Below are 15,277 nucleotides of genomic sequence, written 5' to 3'. Positions count from 1 at the left end.
CCGCCGTTGCGAGCTGACTGCGACCATGTTCGAAGCAACACGGAACCGCCCATCTTTCTTTTCCAATGGATAAACTGTGGGAGTGATCCTGTCAACCTCGGAACGCAAGGGCAGCGCGCGTGAGCGACTCCTGGCACGGCTTCTCGATGCCTTCGGCGAGGCCCTTCCCCCGCCGGAGATGTCGCTCCGTGAGATCGCCGCCCGGATCGAGACCAGTCACGCCCTGTTGCGGTACCACTTCGGGTCACTGTCGGGCGTCTTGGCCGCCATGCTCAAGGCGCAGCGATCCCGTGACAACGAGGCACTTCTGGAGGCCGCCCAGCAGGGCACCTTCGACGACTTCGTGGTGGCGATCTGGCGTACTTACACCCGGCCGGAGCAGTTGTCGCGTGCCCGCGGCTTCTTCTACGTCGCCGGACTGGCCGCGTACGGCCCCGAGGACTTCCGTGAGTTCGTAGAGTCGGTCGGCGACCTGACCGTGATGCTGTCCTCACTCGCGGAACGCGAAGGGCTCGACACGAAGAAGGCGCGGGATCTGGCCACCGTCACCATTGCCGCGATTCGCGGCCTCCTCTTGCAGGAAGTCCTGACTCCCGGAACCCGCTCGGAGGACGCGGTCACCTTGATCCTGCGCATGAGAGAGGGCCGATCCGTTCCACGATCACGTCCGGAGCATTGAGCAGGCCCTCGGCCCTTGCCACCGCCCGAGCGGGAGTGAGTCCTGGTGCCAGGACCCGTGCTCAGCCGGGCGCCGAACGGTTGTGGGCACCCTGGTCCCCCGCTTTCGCTCCGCGTCCGGGCTCGACCGCCTGGCCGGGAGATCGCCACGCTCGCCGTCTCGCGCGTCAACGGCGTCGTCGCCGTGTTCGCCTGGGCCAACCGGCTGATGCTCACCCTGGGCGAGCCCCGTCGAGGCGCAGCCCGCACCACCGCTTGAGGCGCAGCCCGCACCACCGCTTAAGGAGCGCTCCGCATGACCGCCACGCCCGACCATCCCCTCGTCGCGGCAGCCCGCCGGCTGGCCGACGACGTCCTCTCCCCCGCCGCCGAGGCGCACGACCGGGAGGGCGTCACTCCCGAGGCCATCGAAGCCGTCAAGGCGTCGGGGGTGCTGGGGGTCAACGCGCCGGCGGCGTACGGCGGCGCACAGGCCCCGGCGGCCGTCGGCCGGGAGATCGCCGAGATCCTGGCGGGCGCCTGCTGTTCGACGTTCTTCGTCCAGGCCCAGCACCACACGCCGGTGCGGACCCTGACCACGGGCGAGGAGGCGGCGCGCGAGCGCTGGCTGCGTCCGCTGAGCGACGGCACGCTGCTGGCGGGAATCGCCTTCTCGCATCTGCGTGCCCACCCGAAGCTGCCCGTGCGGGCCACCCGGGTGGCGGACGGCTGGCGCTTCGACGGGCGTGTGCCCTGGTACACCGGCTGGGGGCTGAACGACCTGTTCCTGCTGGGCGGCGGCACCGAGGACGGCGAGGTGGTCTTCGGGGTCGTCGGCGCCCACGAGCAGCCGGGGCTGACACCCACCGGCCCGCTCCAGCTCGCCGCGCTCACCGGTTCGCGGACGGTCGGGCTGCTGCTCGACGGGCTCGTGGTGCCCGACGAGGCGGTGGCGGTGCGCCTGCCGCACGAGCGCTGGGCGACGGAGGACCGCCCGAAGAACACCAACACCAACCCGGCCGTGTTCGGCGTGGCCCGCGCCGCGCTCGACCTCCTCGACGCGTCCGGCGACGCCGAGGCGAAGGAGACGGCGGGTGTCCTGCGCGAGCGCCTGGACGCGGCGCGCCGCGACGCCTACGCCCTGGTCGACGAGGTGCCGCCCGCCGAACGGCTGGACGACCGGCTCGCCGCGAAGACCCGGGCGTACGACCTGATGCGCGCCGCCACCACGGCCGCGATCGCCGCGGGCGGCGGCCGGGCCTTCGGCCTCTCCCACCCGGCCCAGCGCCTCGCCCGGGAGGGTCTGTTCCTGGTCGTCCAGGGCCAGACCCCCGAGGTGCGCACGGCCCACCTGGCGGCCCTGCGCGCCGCCCGGGGCTGACGGGAACGGGACCGGAAGGGACGGAAAGGGCCGGAAAGGGAAGAGAAAGGGAAGGCCCTCACCGACGGGGGATGCGGTGAGGGCCAGCCACATTCAGTGTGGCACGAATGAGGGGCGGATGTACCCCTTCGGGCCAACAAACTTGGCATATATCTACCACTTGACTCCCAGTCACCTCATCTGTCACAGCTGTTTCAGCGGGCCGGTGTGCCGGTGTGGCCGTGGGCGGGCGCGGCGTACCGGCCGGGTGACGGTTTGTCGCGGACACTGCCAGGGCACTCGGGCGGCCCCGATCTTCCCCTGAAGGCTGGAGGCGGCATGGCTCTGTCCCACAGTCCGGTGGCCCGCGCATGGCGTTGCTGGCGTCGGCCACGCGATCTGCGGGTGCCCCGGGAGCCCATGGATGTCGAGGACGCCAACCGGCGCTTCCTGATGTACGGGGTGCTGCCGCTGTGGTTCGTACCGGCCGTGGCGGACTGGGCCATGCACCGCAGGACCCGGATCGAGGAGACGTCCGGCACGCGCGAGTCGGCGCTGCACGCGCTCATGATGACGGAGGCGGGCATCCCGGTGGCGATGGCCCTGCTCGCCCGGGTCAATCCGCTGGTGCTGTCGGTCATGGGCGGCGCGGCCGGGGCCCACGGCGCGACGGCCCTGTGGGACGTCGGCCTGGCCACCGGCGAGCGCGAGGTGCGTCCGGTGGAGCAGCACATCCACAGCTTCCTGGAGGTACTGCCGCTGTCGGCGCTGGCCTTCACCTCGTGTCTGCACTGGAAGCAGGTGCGCGCCACGCTGCGCGGGGGCGACACGGCGGAGGACTGGAAGCTGCTGCCGAAGGAGCACCCGCTGCCCGCCCGCTACCTGGTGGCGGTCGGCGCGGCCGTCGGCGCCTTCGTCGCCCTGCCCTACGCCGAGGAGATGACCCGGTGCGTCAGGGCGGCCAGGGCCCGCGGGGCGGCGTGAGCCCGATGCCACGACGACACCGCTCCCCGGCGGACGCCGCGGTCGAGCCACTGCCCCGCCCGCGGATCGTCGCCCGCGACGCGCGGGGGCCCGAGCACGTGGCCCTCGACGACCGGGGCCGGATCCTCACCGGGACCGCGGACGGGGCGATCTGGCGGCTGACCCTGTCGGACACGACGGGGCTCGCCCGCGCCGAGGTGATCGCCGAGACCGGCGGCAGGCCGCTGGGCCTGGTCCCCTCCCCCGACGGCGAACTGCTGGTGTGCGACGCCCGGCGCGGTCTGCTGCGCGTCGACCCGCGCGGCGGAACGGTGCGCGTCCTCGCCGACGAGGTGGCCGGCGCCCCGCTGCGGTTCTGCAGCAACGTCGCCACGTCGGCGGACGGCACCCTCTACTTCACCGTCTCCAGCCGCCGCCACCCCCTGGAGGACTGGCTGAGCGACATCCTGGAGGACACCGCCACCGGGCAGCTCCTGCGGCTGCGGCCGGGTGGCGAGCCGGAGGTCCTTCGGGACGGGCTGCGGTTCGCCAATGGCGTCGCGCTGGCCCCCGACGAGTCGTATCTCGCCGTGGCGGAGAGCGGTGCCCGCCGGATCAGCCGCCACTGGCTGACCGGCCCGCGCCAGGGCGGGCACGACACCCTCGTACGGGATCTGCCGGGCTACCCCGACAACCTCTCCCGGGGCGCCGGCGGGGTGTTCTGGGTCGCCCTGGCCGGGCCGCGGGAGCCCGCCGTGGACGCGGCACATCGCGCCCCGCCCGCCGTCAGGAGGGCGGCGGCGGCCACCGCCAAGAGGCTCCGCCCCCGACCCCGGGCCACCCTGCGCGTGCTGGCGATCCGCCCCGACGGAAGTGTCGCCCGCCATCTGCTGCGCCGCTGGTCCCCGTACCGGATGGCCACGAGCGTGTGCGAGCACGGCCACCGTCTGGTGCTGGGCAGTCTGCTGGAGCGGGGCATCGCGGTATGCGCGCTCCCGGCCGCCCAGGACCCCCCCTAGCGGCGTGGCGCCCTCGGGGCCGGGCACTCGTGGACCGCGCGGCGGTGGACGTACATGTGGTCGCCGCTGCGCGGGCGGGTGAGGAGCGCGCCGCGCTCGCCCAGGGTGACGGCGACGGCGGCGGCGCCCCAGAGTTCACCGAGGCGGGTTCCGCGCGCCCCGTGGACGCGCAGGGGTCCCTGGTCGCTCTTGGGGTCGCCGTCGGAGCCGAGGAACAGCCGGGCCTCGGCGGCGTTGGGCGAGGCGAGCCGTACCCCGGGCACCGGCCGCTCACCGCGCGGGTGCGGGTCCCGGACCAGGGGCGCGGTGCGCGGCCGACGAGTTCGGCGGTCAGGTGCTGGGCCTGGGCGGCCGCCGGTGGCCTTCCTCACGGTGCCGGGACCTCAGTCGCCGCGCCGCCGGGACTTGCGCCGGAGCCGCAGGGGGATGACGTACCAGCAGACGGCGAACCAGAGCATGACAATCCCGACGACCAATTCGCCCACCACACTGTCGGTGACGACGTTGAGGATGAGCAGCAGGGTGCACGCGATCGTGAGCGCCAGCAGCACCATCCCGCACGCCATGAACCGCCCGGCGGCTTCGACGACCTCGTCCTTCATCCGCAGCCCGGACAGAAACCGGTGGATGGACACCGGAGCTATCAGCGCGGCGACCGAGGAGGCCCCCGCCGCCACGGTCACCACATAAAGGACGCGGTCGAAGAGTTCCAGATCCCGGAACGCCGGAGTGAAGGCGAGGGAAAGCAGGAATCCGAAGAGAATCTGCACCCCGGTCTGTGCGACCCGCGTCTCCTGGAGAATCTCATTCCATTTCCGGTTGAGGCGTTCGCGGTCGGTCTCCGGCCGCTCATGCTCTTCGGAGGACGGCGCGCTCGTGCAGGACGGGCATGATTGGTCATGCGCCGACGACGTGATTTCCGGGGTTGCCATCGTCATGTCTCCTCCGCAGTCCAGAGAATTCTCGAATTCCCTGTCCGGCGAGAGGTATGCGCGATGCGCGCCGACCACGGGGAGAATCGGCGTGCGGTGGCCTCGGCGCCACCGGTGGCACGCCTCTTCCTCACCGCCCGAGGGCCTTGGCCAACTGCTCCTTGTTCATGTGCGAGCGCCCCTCGATCCCGCGCTGCTTCGCCTCGTTGTACAGCTGGTCACGGGTCGGGCCCCGGGAGCCGCTGTGCGAGCGCTCGCCGCCGCGCCGGGACGCGGACTTCCGGTCCCGCGTCGAGGTCTTGCCGGCCGACTTGGCCTCTCCCGAACGGGCGCGCTCCTTGTTCACGGTGCGGGAGGCGATTTCCTTGGCTCGCCCCGTGGACGTGCCGCGCTTCTCCGCGCCTTCCTTGATGTGCTCGTACTGCCGTTCACGCTTGGAGTTTGAACCCGCGGGCATGCCACTGCCTTTCATTCCGCGCCTTCTCGCACAAGGCGTCCTGTTCCGGCCGGAGCACCCGGCAAGCGGCCGCTCCATGGCCAGATGTATTCCACGGCGCGAGTCCCCTCGGCGCCGCACCTCTAACCCGCTTCGAAAGGTGTCGTGAGTGAACGTCACGCCGCCTTGGCCTCGATCTGGTCGTGCAGCTTGGCGCAGGTCCGGCTGATCAGCCGGGAGACATGCATCTGGGAGATGCCGAGCTGCTCGGCGATCCGGCCCTGGGTCTCCTCGCGGAAGAAACGCAGGTACAGGATCCGGCGCTCCCGTTCGGGCAGGGCACGCAGCTTCGGCTTCAGGGCCTCGCGCTGAATCACACGGTCATAAGAGGGCTCCGGCGCGCCGAGGGTGTCGGCCAGGGAATATCCGTCGTCGGCGCCCGGCAGTTCGGCGTCCAGGGACAGCGCGGAGAAGCTTTCCATCGCCTCCATCCCCAGCAGGACGTCCTCTTCGCTCATCCCGGTGTGCCGGGCGATGTCGGCCACGCTCGGGGAGCGGTCGTCGGGGGTGCGCGTGAGGTCCTGCACGGCGGCCCGCACCCGGTTGCGCAACTCCTGAACCCGGCGCGGCACGTGCACGCCCCACATGTGGTCCCGGAAGTGGCGCTTGATCTCCCCGACCACGGTCGGCACGGCGAAGCTCGCGAAAGCGCTGCCGCGGTCCGGCTCATAGCGCTTGACGGCCTTGACCAAGCCGAGCATGGCGACCTGCCGCAGATCCTCCGCGGACTCACCGCGGTTGCGGAACTGCCTCGCCAGCCGCTCCGCCATCGGCATCCAGGCGCGTACGACCTCTTGCCGCAGCGCCTCCTTTTCGGGACCATCGGGCAGAGTGGCGATGCGCTCGAACGCGGCAGAGGTGTCGGGAGCGTCGTCGTGCGAGTGCTTGCTGCGTGCGCGTACGGCAGTCATGGCGCGGTCTCCCTCATCAAGTGGCCGGTAGCACCACGGGAGTGAAAAATCCGCCTGCCTGGGGTGCCGGACAGAGCACACCCCGAGCAGCCGAACTGCTCCCTTGGGCGTGCCTCCAGTCCGAAGCACAACCAGCGCCTGCCCCGCGCCCGCACCCCCAAACACATTCGGAACGGGCTCTCTTCAGCGCGTGTCCACGACTCCGCCCGTCACCGCGATCACCTCGCCCACCGTGTGGCTCGAGTCCGCGTCGGAGGCCAAGTACACGTAGGCCGCCGCGATGTCCTCCGGCTGGGCCTGGAGGCCCAGAGGGGCTTCGCTGCCACCTTCCCGGTCAGCTTGCCCGCGGGCTTGTGGCGCTCGGCCTGGTGGCGGGGGCGGGGGCCATGTCCTGTTCCAGACCGGGAGGGTCCTGTTTCAGCGCCCGGAACGGCGGTGTGGGCTCCGACCCGACCTGAGGCGCTGTCTTCTCACTGGGCGCGCGGGTGCCCGGGGTGGTGAGCACACAACACGGTCCGGTGGCCCCTTCGGTGTCCCTCAGTCCCCCGCGGCCGGGACCGTGTGGCGGGGCGGGTCGCCAGGTGGCGACGAGGGCGCCGGCGAGCAGCAGCTCGGCGATGTCACCGCCGTAGTACATGATTTCCGCCGCCCCCTGGACCTCGGCGACGGGGGCGGGGATGTCGGTACCGAACCCGCCGTACATCAGCTGCGACACCCCGGCGTGAAGGGCGATGGCGCAGCCGAGCCACACCAGGCGGGCCCGCACACCGGGCCGTCCGGCGGCGGGGTCGGGACCGGCGATGGCATGGGCGAAGAGGCAGCCGGACAGCAGGAAGTGGGCGTGCAGCAGCCAGTGGCCGGGCGGCCAGGTGGTGGTGGCGCGGTAGAGCGGGGTGAAGTAGAGCGCCACGAGGCTGCCGGAGGCCGGCAACAGCGCGGTGGCCGGGTGGGTCAGGACCCGGACGGGGCGGCTGTGCAGGGCCGTGGTCAGCCGTCGGCCGTGGGCGGCGGGCAGGTTCCGCAGGAGCAGGGTGACGGGGGCGCCGAGGACGAGGCCGAGCGGGGCGTACATGCCGATGAGCATGTGCTGGGCCATGTGTCCGCGGAAGTCGGCGTGGGCGAACGGGGCCAGGGGCGGCAGCAGCGCCACGGCCAGCAGGGCCGCCCCGGCCGCGAAGGAGGCCGATCGCCACCGGCTCCAGCCCCGCGCCGGGTTGCGGCGCCTGGCCCGATGGGCCAGCCGGAGATAGCCGCAGACGCACAGGAGCATGACGATGGCGGGCAGCGCGGCCGCCAGGGCGCCGCTGCCCGCACCGTGGCCGGTGTGCGGGTGGCCGCCGCCCATCAGCCGGCCCGTCCGCTCCGCCGGGCGTACCCGGCTTCGGGGTCGAAGGGCCGCCCGCTCCGCTGGATCCCGTAGCCGGCGACGGCCAGCACGGCCCCCAGCACCAGGAACCCGATGTCCCACCACAGCTGCCACGGTCCGCCGTGCACATGGTGGATGCCGAGAAGGTGGTGGTCCAGCACCCCTTCGACCAGGTTGAACAGCCCCCAGCCCGCCAGGATCCACCCCCACAGCACCCGGGAGGCCCACACCCGGCGGCGATGATGGGTGACGCGGGAGTACAGGATCGCGAGCCCCGTCAGGACGGCGAGCCAGCACACGGTGTGGAAGACGCCGTCCCAGACCGTGTTCATCCGCAGACCGGAGACGGAGTGCGGGCTGTAGTACTTCACCCCGATGTGGTCCTGGTCGGTGCCGCTGAGCATGTGGTGCCACTGGAGGAGCTGGTGCAGCAGGATCCCGTCGACGAATCCTCCGAGCCCGATTCCCAGGACGATCCCCGGCAGTCGCAGTCCGCGGCCCGCCTTCCCCTCGCCCAGGGTCCCGTCAGCAGTGGTCGCCATCGGCTGTCTCCGTCCGTCGCATGGTGAGCTGATCAACCGTCACCGGGCGTTCCCCGCCGCGGGCGCCGGTCTCACGACGCGACGGAAGTTCCCCCCTTCGTGTGTCCGTCTTCGGATCGGGCACTCGGCCGGTGCGCGAAGGAAACGCGGACTCAACCCTCGCGACTCCCTGACGAATCACCGGCAAGGAGACGTGATGAAAGCCCTGACACGGCATGGCAAGGCGGACGTGCGGGTCGATCCCGTGACCGAGAAGCCGACCGATGTCGTCGTCAAGGTGACCACCACCGGGCTGTACGGCTCCGACCTGCACCTCTACGAGGTCTTCGGCCCCTTCCTCGAGGCGGGCGACATCCTGGGCCACGAACCGATGGGCGTCGTGCAGGAGGTCGGTCCCGACGTCACCGCCGTACGGCCGGGCGACAGGGTCGCGGTGCCCTTCAACGTCTCCTGCGGCACCTGCTTCATGTGCGCCCAGGGGCTGCAGTCGCAGTGCGAGACGACGCAGGTGCACGAGCACGGGAAGGGCGCGTCCCTCTTCGGCTACACCAAGCTCTACGGCCAGGTGCCCGGCGGGCAGGCCGAGTACCTGCGGGTGCCCTTCGGCAACACCCTCCCCATCAAGGTGCCCGACGGCCCGCCTGATGACCGGTTCGTCTACCTCTCCGATGTCCTGCCGACGGCCTGGCAGGCCGTCGAGTACGCCGCCGTACCGCCGGGTGGGAGCCTCGCCGTCCTGGGGCTGGGCCCCATCGGTGACATGTGCGCCCGCATCGCCGCCCACCGCGGCGTGGACACGGTGATCGGCATCGACCTCGTGCCGGAGCGCCTGGAGCGGGCCCGCGCGCACGGCGTCCACGTGCTCGACCTCGACCAGCACGACGTCGTAGCGGCCGCCCGCGACCTCACCGGCGGCCGTGGACCCGACTGCGTCATCGACGCGGTGGGCCTGGAAGCCCATGGCACTCCGCTGGCCGCCGGCGCCCAGAAACTGACCGGGCTCCTGCCGGATGCGCTGTCGGCCCCGATGATGGAGCGCTTCGGAGTGGGCCGGCTGTCCGCCCTGCACCTGGCGATCGACCTGGTCCGGCGCGGAGGCACCATCTCGCTCTCCGGCGTCTACGGCGGCATGGCGGACCCGATGCCGATGCTGACCCTGTTCGACAAGCAGATCCAGCTGCGCATGGGCCAGGCCAACGTGTGGCGCTGGGTCGATGACCTGCTGCCCCTGGTCACCGACGGCGACCCGCTGGGCGTCGAGACCTTCGCCACCCACCGGGTCCCCCTGGACAAGGCGCCGGAGGCCTACGAGATGTTCCAGAAGAAGCACGACGGCGCGATCAAGGTGCTGTTCACGCCCTGATACGGGGCCTACCCGCTGGTGGCCGTACAGCCGTCACGCTCATCGGGACGCTGCGGGACCCCCGCCAGTCGGGCGGCCTGCCCACTGGGTGTGGGGGTGGGGCTGATCCATTCGCAGAACAGGATCGTGGCGTCGTCCTCCAGTTCCCCGCCGTGGTGGTCCAGGACGGTGTGAATCACCCGGCGCAGGGTCTCGGGCACCGGCAGGCCCGCCGCGTGGTGGCGGATGAGCAGATCGGTGAAGCGGTCCACCCCGAATTCCCGTTCACCGGGGCGGCGCGCCTCGGTGATGCCGTCGGTGTACAGGACGATACGGTCCCCCGGCTCCAGCCGCTCGTGGCACACGGTGGCCTCGGGCCCCAGGCCGATCCCCATGGGCGGCGCGGGCGGACACTCCAGGCAGACCGAACCGCCTGCCTCCCGGCGGATGACGATCGGCGGCGGATGTCCTCGGTTGATCCAGGACAGAGCGCCGTTGCGGGTGTCCAGGCAGCACAGGACACCGGTGACGTAGCGGGCCTGCGGGGACTGGCCGAGCAGCACGTCGTCCACGGCCCGCCCGATCTCCACCAGCCCGGCCCCCTGCCGGCGCGCGTTGCGGCAGGCGCCCATCGCCAGGGCCACGGCCAGTCCGGCGGTGGTGTCATGGCCCATGGCATCGAAGATGGCCAGATGTACCAACGGCCCGTCGGTGGCGTACTCATAGGCATCCCCGCTCGCCTGGTAGGCGGGTTCCAGAACGCCGGAGATCGCCACCCTGCCGTCCACGAAGGTGCGCTCCGGCATCAGGTTCCACTGCATCTCGGCGGCGATCCCCATCGCCCTGGTCCGGGTCAGGCGCGCGTAGGTGTCGCTGGTGTCCGCCTTACGGACGATCAGCAGGGCCAGCAGCGCGGCCAGCGCCTCCATGTCCTCCGCGCTGCACGCGTCATCGGTGTCGACGGTCACCCGCATCACCCCGACCCGCTCGGTGCCGTCCAGCAGCGGCACCCAGCGCCGGAGGGCGGCGTGCGGCGTGTCGTCGGCGGTGATCCGTCCCAGCTGGTACGCCCGCCCGGCCACGGTCTCCTCGATCACCAGCTCATCCGGGTCCTCCGGCGCCGCGGGCGGTGTGGTGAGCCCCGCGCCGGAGAGTCTGCGCAGCACGTGGCCCTGCAGATCGCGCAGATAGATCACCACCTCGGTGAGACCGGCGAGCGCCGCGTACTCGCGGGTCCTGGCGGGCAGCATCTCCAGCGGCATCAAGTGGCTTTCGGCCAGCAGCCCCGCCAGCATCCGCCGCCCCCTGGCGCCCCGGTCACTCAGCGACGAAGACATCGCCGTGGCGCCTCCTCGGTTCCGGTCGTCAGCACAGGACTATCAATACCGCCGCGACGCGCCACGGGATGTCACGACACGAGAGCGGCCCGTGTTCAGGGGGCCAGCCCTTGGCGCTGGAGCGCCACCCACAGCACCGCCGACGCGACAACCGATGTCACGGTGACCGTCAGCAGCCGCTTCTTCAGCGACCGGTAGCGGTGGGTGTATTCGGCCTTGAGTTCCTCGCTGCGGCTGATGACGGTGCGCAGCATCTCCTTGGCGAGCGCCATGTGCCGGTCGGTGTAGAGGCGCGCGACTTCCCTGTGCTGCGGAGGAGTGAGCCAGGGCATGCGGCGGGCGAACGCCTCGCCCTCCTCGCGGGCCCTGCGCCGGTGGTGGGCGGCCAGCAGCAGGCCCTCGATCTCGACCAGCCCCGCGGCCACCTCCCGGTCGTGGTCCGTCTCCGGGCTCATGGCCGCTCACCCCCGCCGCCCGGAGGCGTGGCGCCCTCCTCCGGTTCGACGATGTCACGCTGATTGGTGTGCCGGGCCTGATCGAGCACGGCGATCGCGGGGTGGTGCAGGTCGAACGCGGGCGAGTCGGACCGGATCCTCGGCAGGGTGGAGAAGTTGTGGCGCGGGGGCGGGCAGGAGGTGGCCCACTCCAGGGACCGGCCGTAGCCCCAGGGGTCGTCCACCGTCACGCGCTGCCCGAAGTTGGCGGTCTTCCAGACGTTGTAGAGGAAGGGCAGCGTCGAGAGACCGAGCAGGAAGGCGCCGATGGTGGAGACGGTGTTGAGCGCGGTGAAGCCGTCCGCGGCCAGGTAGTCGGCGTAGCGGCGCGGCATGCCTTCCGCTCCCAGCCAGTGCTGGACGAGGAAGGTGGTGTGGAAACCGACGAAGAGCGTCCAGAAGTGGATCTTTCCCAGCGTTTCGTCCAGCATGGTGCCGGTCATTTTCGGCCACCAGTAGTAGAAGCCCGCGAAGGTGGCGAAGACAACGGTACCGAAGACGACGTAATGGAAATGCGCCACCACGAAATAGCTGTCGGTGACGTGGAAGTCCATGGGCGGGGAGGCGAGGATGATTCCCGTCAAGCCGCCGAACAGGAAGGTGACCAGGAATCCGACGGACCACAGCATCGGGGTTTCGAAGCTGAGGGAACCCCGCCACATGGTTCCGACCCAGTTGAAGAACTTGACGCCGGTCGGCACGGCGATCAGGAAGGTCATGAGGGAGAAGAACGGCAGCAGTACGGCCCCGGTGGCGAACATGTGATGGGCCCACACCGTGATGGACAGAGCGGTGATGGCGATGGTCGCGCCGACCAGCCCGGCATATCCGAAGATCGGCTTACGGGAGAACACCGGGATGATTTCGGTGACGATACCGAAGAACGGCAGAGCGATGATGTAGACCTCGGGGTGCCCGAAGAACCAGAACAGGTGCTGCCACAGGAGGGGTCCCCCGTTCGCCGCCTCGAACACCACCGAGCCGAACCGCCGGTCGGCCTCCAGGACGAGGAGCGCCGCGGCCAGGACGGGGAACGCGAACAGCACCAGCACCGAGGTGAACAGGATGTTCCAGGTGAAGATGGGCAGGCGGAACATGGTCATGCCGGGGGCCCGCATGCACAGGATCGTGGTGACGAAGTTGACCGCACCGAGGATCGTGCCGAACCCCGCCAGCGCCAGCCCCATGATCCAGAGGTCGGCGCCGACGGTCGGTGTCCGTTCCGCGCTGTTGAGGGGGGCGTAGGCGGTCCAGCCGAAGTCCGCGGTCCCCGCGGGAATGAGCAGCATGCTGCTGACCACCATCAGCCCGCCGAAGAGAAACAGCCAGAAGGACAGCATGTTGAGGCGGGGAAAAGCGACGTCCGGGGACCCGATCTGCAGGGGCATGACCGCGTTGGCGAAACCGGCGAAGGTCGGTGTGGCGAACAGCAGCAGCATGACCGTGCCATGCATGGTGAAAGCCTGATTGTACTGCTCGTTGGAGAGGATCTGAATTCCGGGGCGGGCCAGTTCGGCCCGCATGACAAGGGCGAGCACTCCTCCGAACAGAAAGAAGATGAACGAGGAAATCAGATAGAGATGTCCGATCTTCTTATGATCCGTTGTCGTCATCCAGGTGACCAGCACGGTGCCCACCGTGCGTCTCGAAGCGGGCGCCGGGGCCCCGGATTCGATCGCCGTCGCCATGCAATCACCTTGTCTGTCGGGGGCAGAGCGCGCACGCGCCCGCCTTTACGGAGAGGTCAGGCACCTGTGTAGCCCCACCGGGGCTCGGCGCCCCTCTCATCAAGCAGCGCGTACGGGTGATCCGTGGCTATTCGGCACCGGGGCCGACCTTGCCCGCGTAGCGGAGGTCGCCGCCGCTGTAGTGGCCGAGGAGGAGGGCGCCGAGGCCCGAGCGCGTGCCCTTGGGTTCGGTCCTGCCGCCGATGACCATTTCCTGACCGTGCTCGCACGTGAGCTTGAGCCAGTCACGGGACCGGCCGTGCGCTCCAGCGGTCGCAGCCGCCGGCGCTCCCCGGACGACAGGCCCTGCGGCGGATCACTCACGTGGTGAGGTCCCTTCGCGGCGAGTAGGAGGAGGCGGCCTTGGCTGCCCTCCGTCGCGGCGAGTGCCCCCGGTTTCCACCCCTTGACAGCCGGGCCGGGCCCGGGCGGGACGGAGCGGTTCGAAGCGCCGGTTCGGCGCATGATTCGATGGACTCCTGCCTTACGGGAGGTCCAGGGCGAGCCATGATCCGACGTGTACTCGCGGCCGTCGTGGGCCTGGCCGCGGTGATGACCGTCCCCTCGGCCGCGCCCACGGTCTCGCGGCCCCTGACGGTGGCCACCGACAAGGGAGTGGTCGAGGGCACCGCGGCGGACGGGGTCGGCCGGTTCCTCGGCATCCCGTACGCCGCGCCACCGGTCGGCGGCCTGCGCTGGCGGCCGCCCGCGCCCGCGGCCGCCTGGCCAGGTGTCCGGTCGGCGGACCGTCCCGGTGCGCGCTGTGAGCAAACGGCGGGCGGCGGCCCGGGAACGAGTGAGGACTGCCTCCACCTCAACGTCTACGCCCCCGAACGGCGCACGGACCACCCGCTGCCGGTGCTGTTCTGGATCCACGGCGGGGGCTTCATGAGCGGTTCGGGCGACCTCTACGACGGCTCGCTGCTCGCGCGGACCAACAACATCGTGGTCGTCACGATCAACTATCGGCTCGGCGTGTTCGGCTTCCTCGACCTGCCCGGGCTGAGCGAGCGGGGTGCGGGCAACTACGGTCTGCTCGACCAGCAGGCGGCGCTGCGCTGGACCCAGCGGAACATCGCCGCGTTCGGCGGGGACCCCGGCCGCGTGACGCTCTCGGGCGAGTCGGCCGGTGGCCAGTCGGTATGCGCCCTCATGGCCTCGCCCCCGGCCCGCGGCCTGTTCGACCGCGCCATCATCCAGAGCGGCGGGTGCCCGAGTCTCACGGCCGCGCAGGCCAGGGCGCGGGGCACGAGCTACGCCACCGCCGCGGGCTGCCGTGACTCCGCGACCGCCGTGTCGTGTCTGCGGGCCAAGCGGCCGGACGAGGTGCTGGCCGCCGGGCGCGACTTCGGTGGCATCCTCAACGGTCCGCTGCCCGTGTCCGGCGTCCCCGAACTGCCCGTCGCGCCGGGCGTCGCGGTGCGCACCGGAAGATTCGCCGACGTCCCCGTCCTCATCGGCACCAACCGCGACGAGACACGCAAGTGGGCGCTGCCGTTCGCGAACGCGCCCCGGGAGCGGTACGAGCGCGTGATCAGGCGGCAGTTCGGCCCCCACGCCGACGGGGTGCTCGCCCGCTATCCGTACGACGCCGACGGCGGGCCGTACAGCGCGGCGTACGCCCTCGGCGCGGTGTGGACCGACAGCAGCGTGTTCTACGGGATGGGCGGGTGCCAATACCGGCGCCTCGCCGAGCGGTTCGCGTCCCGGCAGCCCAGGACGTACTTCTACGAATTCGGCGACCGCGACCCAGCGCCCTCGCGCGGCCCCACTCCCCCGGGCTTCGCACCGGGCGCGGCCCACGCCGCCGAACTTCCCTACCTGTGGCCCGGCATGGCCGCGAAGCCCCTGACACCGCAGCAGCGGCGGCTGTCGCGGACGATGCTGCGCTACTGGGGCGCGTTCGTACGCGACGCCGACCCCACGGTGGAAGGGCAGGCGGCGTGGCCGCCGTACCGCGGCGCCACGCTCATGTCGCTGCTGCCCGGCGGCCGCGGCAAGGCCGTCGGCTCCGGGGCGTACGCGGCGCGGCACCGGTGCTCCTTCTGGGACGGGATCAGCTACGACTGGCTGACCACCGATCCGGCTCAGCTCGCCGGCTCACTGCGCGACCGCCGGAAGTGACGTCCTT

Annotated in this window: 15 protein-coding genes and 2 pseudogenes; 6 read left to right on the top strand and 11 right to left on the bottom strand. The window is 71.2% G+C overall.

Annotated features, from left to right (window positions below; genetic code table 11):
- The first annotated feature begins 76 nt into the window (after window positions 1–76).
- From ABZ562_RS01430 to ABZ562_RS01415, 4 genes are all read left to right on the top strand, one after another.
- Entirely contained in the window at window positions 77–679 is a 603-nt protein-coding gene (locus ABZ562_RS01430; protein ID WP_361472292.1) for a TetR/AcrR family transcriptional regulator, read from the top strand.
- 294 nt (window positions 680–973) lie between these two features.
- The gene (locus tag ABZ562_RS01425; protein ID WP_361472289.1) at window positions 974–2,038 is read left to right on the top strand and encodes an acyl-CoA dehydrogenase family protein; all 1,065 of its coding nucleotides are present in this window, start codon (window positions 974–976) and stop codon (window positions 2,036–2,038) included.
- Between the two features lie 399 nt (window positions 2,039–2,437).
- Entirely contained in the window at window positions 2,438–3,001 is a 564-nt protein-coding gene (locus tag ABZ562_RS01420) for a diguanylate cyclase (protein ID WP_361472286.1), read from the top strand.
- 5 nt (window positions 3,002–3,006) lie between these two features.
- The gene (locus ABZ562_RS01415) at window positions 3,007–3,999 is read left to right on the top strand and encodes an SMP-30/gluconolactonase/LRE family protein (RefSeq protein ID WP_361472283.1); all 993 of its coding nucleotides are present in this window, start codon (window positions 3,007–3,009) and stop codon (window positions 3,997–3,999) included.
- On the opposite strand, the gene ABZ562_RS01410 is transcribed toward ABZ562_RS01415, so the two are convergent.
- From ABZ562_RS01410 to ABZ562_RS01380, 7 genes and pseudogenes are all read right to left on the bottom strand, one after another.
- The gene (locus ABZ562_RS01410; protein WP_361472280.1) at window positions 3,996–4,262 is read right to left on the bottom strand and encodes a hypothetical protein; all 267 of its coding nucleotides are present in this window, start codon (window positions 4,260–4,262) and stop codon (window positions 3,996–3,998) included. The two genes, ABZ562_RS01415 and ABZ562_RS01410, sit on opposite strands and share 4 nt — an antisense overlap.
- A 120-nt stretch (window positions 4,263–4,382) precedes the next feature.
- The gene (locus ABZ562_RS01405; protein ID WP_361472540.1) at window positions 4,383–4,937 is read right to left on the bottom strand and encodes a DUF6328 family protein; all 555 of its coding nucleotides are present in this window, start codon (window positions 4,935–4,937) and stop codon (window positions 4,383–4,385) included.
- 124 nt (window positions 4,938–5,061) lie between these two features.
- Window positions 5,062–5,388, bottom strand: a complete 327-nt coding sequence (locus tag ABZ562_RS01400) for a plasmid stabilization protein (RefSeq protein ID WP_361472277.1) — start codon at window positions 5,386–5,388, stop codon at window positions 5,062–5,064.
- Window positions 5,389–5,543: 155 nt separating this feature from the next.
- The gene (locus ABZ562_RS01395; RefSeq protein WP_361472274.1) at window positions 5,544–6,338 is read right to left on the bottom strand and encodes a SigB/SigF/SigG family RNA polymerase sigma factor; all 795 of its coding nucleotides are present in this window, start codon (window positions 6,336–6,338) and stop codon (window positions 5,544–5,546) included.
- A gap of 183 nt (window positions 6,339–6,521) precedes the next feature.
- Entirely contained in the window at window positions 6,522–6,620 is a 99-nt protein-coding gene (locus tag ABZ562_RS01390) for a hypothetical protein (RefSeq protein WP_361472537.1), read from the bottom strand.
- Window positions 6,621–6,909: 289 nt separating this feature from the next.
- Window positions 6,910–7,683, bottom strand: a pseudogene (locus ABZ562_RS01385) (cytochrome c oxidase assembly protein); the annotation flags it as partial.
- Window positions 7,683–8,246 (bottom strand): DUF2243 domain-containing protein, encoded by a 564-nt coding sequence (locus ABZ562_RS01380; RefSeq protein ID WP_361472271.1) that lies wholly within the window; start codon window positions 8,244–8,246, stop codon window positions 7,683–7,685. The gene ABZ562_RS01380 and the pseudogene ABZ562_RS01385, both read right to left, overlap by 1 nt.
- A gap of 196 nt (window positions 8,247–8,442) precedes the next feature.
- On the opposite strand from ABZ562_RS01380, the gene ABZ562_RS01375 reads away from it, so the two are divergent.
- Complete coding sequence (locus ABZ562_RS01375; protein WP_361472269.1) at window positions 8,443–9,609, top strand: alcohol dehydrogenase catalytic domain-containing protein; 1,167 nt, start codon at window positions 8,443–8,445, stop codon at window positions 9,607–9,609.
- An 8-nt stretch (window positions 9,610–9,617) separates the two neighbouring features.
- On the opposite strand, the gene ABZ562_RS01370 is transcribed toward ABZ562_RS01375, so the two are convergent.
- From ABZ562_RS01370 to ABZ562_RS01355, 4 genes and pseudogenes are all read right to left on the bottom strand, one after another.
- Window positions 9,618–10,925 (bottom strand): PP2C family protein-serine/threonine phosphatase, encoded by a 1,308-nt coding sequence (locus tag ABZ562_RS01370; protein ID WP_361472266.1) that lies wholly within the window; start codon window positions 10,923–10,925, stop codon window positions 9,618–9,620.
- A gap of 95 nt (window positions 10,926–11,020) precedes the next feature.
- Window positions 11,021–11,380 (bottom strand): hypothetical protein, encoded by a 360-nt coding sequence (locus ABZ562_RS01365; protein ID WP_361472263.1) that lies wholly within the window; start codon window positions 11,378–11,380, stop codon window positions 11,021–11,023.
- Window positions 11,377–13,107: a cytochrome c oxidase subunit I gene (gene ctaD / locus ABZ562_RS01360; protein ID WP_361472260.1), complete on the bottom strand. Its 1,731-nt coding sequence runs from the start codon at window positions 13,105–13,107 to the stop codon at window positions 11,377–11,379. Before ctaD ends, ABZ562_RS01365 begins: the two co-directional genes overlap by 4 nt.
- A 130-nt stretch (window positions 13,108–13,237) precedes the next feature.
- A pseudogene (locus ABZ562_RS01355) lies at window positions 13,238–13,402 on the bottom strand (ATP-dependent DNA ligase); the annotation flags it as partial.
- A gap of 251 nt (window positions 13,403–13,653) precedes the next feature.
- Between ABZ562_RS01355 and ABZ562_RS01350 the strand changes: the two are divergent.
- Window positions 13,654–15,270, top strand: a complete 1,617-nt coding sequence (locus ABZ562_RS01350) for a carboxylesterase family protein (protein ID WP_361472257.1) — start codon at window positions 13,654–13,656, stop codon at window positions 15,268–15,270.
- Window positions 15,271–15,277: the final 7 nt, after the last annotated feature.

Source organism: Streptomyces sp. NPDC019937 (assembly GCF_040631655.1).
Taxonomy (GTDB): Bacteria; Actinomycetota; Actinomycetes; order Streptomycetales; family Streptomycetaceae; genus Streptomyces.
Note: the sequence above shows the minus strand (reverse complement) of the source record. Positions and strands in the feature narration are given on the sequence as shown.

Coding starts and splice junctions, on each gene's coding strand:
- ABZ562_RS01395 (WP_361472274.1), bottom strand. CDS start 6,338: ATGACTGCCGTACGCGCACGCAGCAAGCACTCGCACGACGACGCTCCC.
- ABZ562_RS01400 (WP_361472277.1), bottom strand. CDS start 5,388: ATGCCCGCGGGTTCAAACTCCAAGCGTGAACGGCAGTACGAGCACATC.
- ABZ562_RS01415 (WP_361472283.1), top strand. CDS start 3,007: ATGCCACGACGACACCGCTCCCCGGCGGACGCCGCGGTCGAGCCACTG.
- ABZ562_RS01425 (WP_361472289.1), top strand. CDS start 974: ATGACCGCCACGCCCGACCATCCCCTCGTCGCGGCAGCCCGCCGGCTG.
- ABZ562_RS01350 (WP_361472257.1), top strand. CDS start 13,654: ATGATCCGACGTGTACTCGCGGCCGTCGTGGGCCTGGCCGCGGTGATG.
- ABZ562_RS01365 (WP_361472263.1), bottom strand. CDS start 11,380: ATGAGCCCGGAGACGGACCACGACCGGGAGGTGGCCGCGGGGCTGGTC.
- ABZ562_RS01380 (WP_361472271.1), bottom strand. CDS start 8,246: ATGGCGACCACTGCTGACGGGACCCTGGGCGAGGGGAAGGCGGGCCGC.
- ABZ562_RS01370 (WP_361472266.1), bottom strand. CDS start 10,925: ATGTCTTCGTCGCTGAGTGACCGGGGCGCCAGGGGGCGGCGGATGCTG.
- ABZ562_RS01375 (WP_361472269.1), top strand. CDS start 8,443: ATGAAAGCCCTGACACGGCATGGCAAGGCGGACGTGCGGGTCGATCCC.
- ctaD (WP_361472260.1), bottom strand. CDS start 13,107: ATGGCGACGGCGATCGAATCCGGGGCCCCGGCGCCCGCTTCGAGACGC.
- ABZ562_RS01405 (WP_361472540.1), bottom strand. CDS start 4,937: ATGACGATGGCAACCCCGGAAATCACGTCGTCGGCGCATGACCAATCA.
- ABZ562_RS01420 (WP_361472286.1), top strand. CDS start 2,438: ATGGATGTCGAGGACGCCAACCGGCGCTTCCTGATGTACGGGGTGCTG.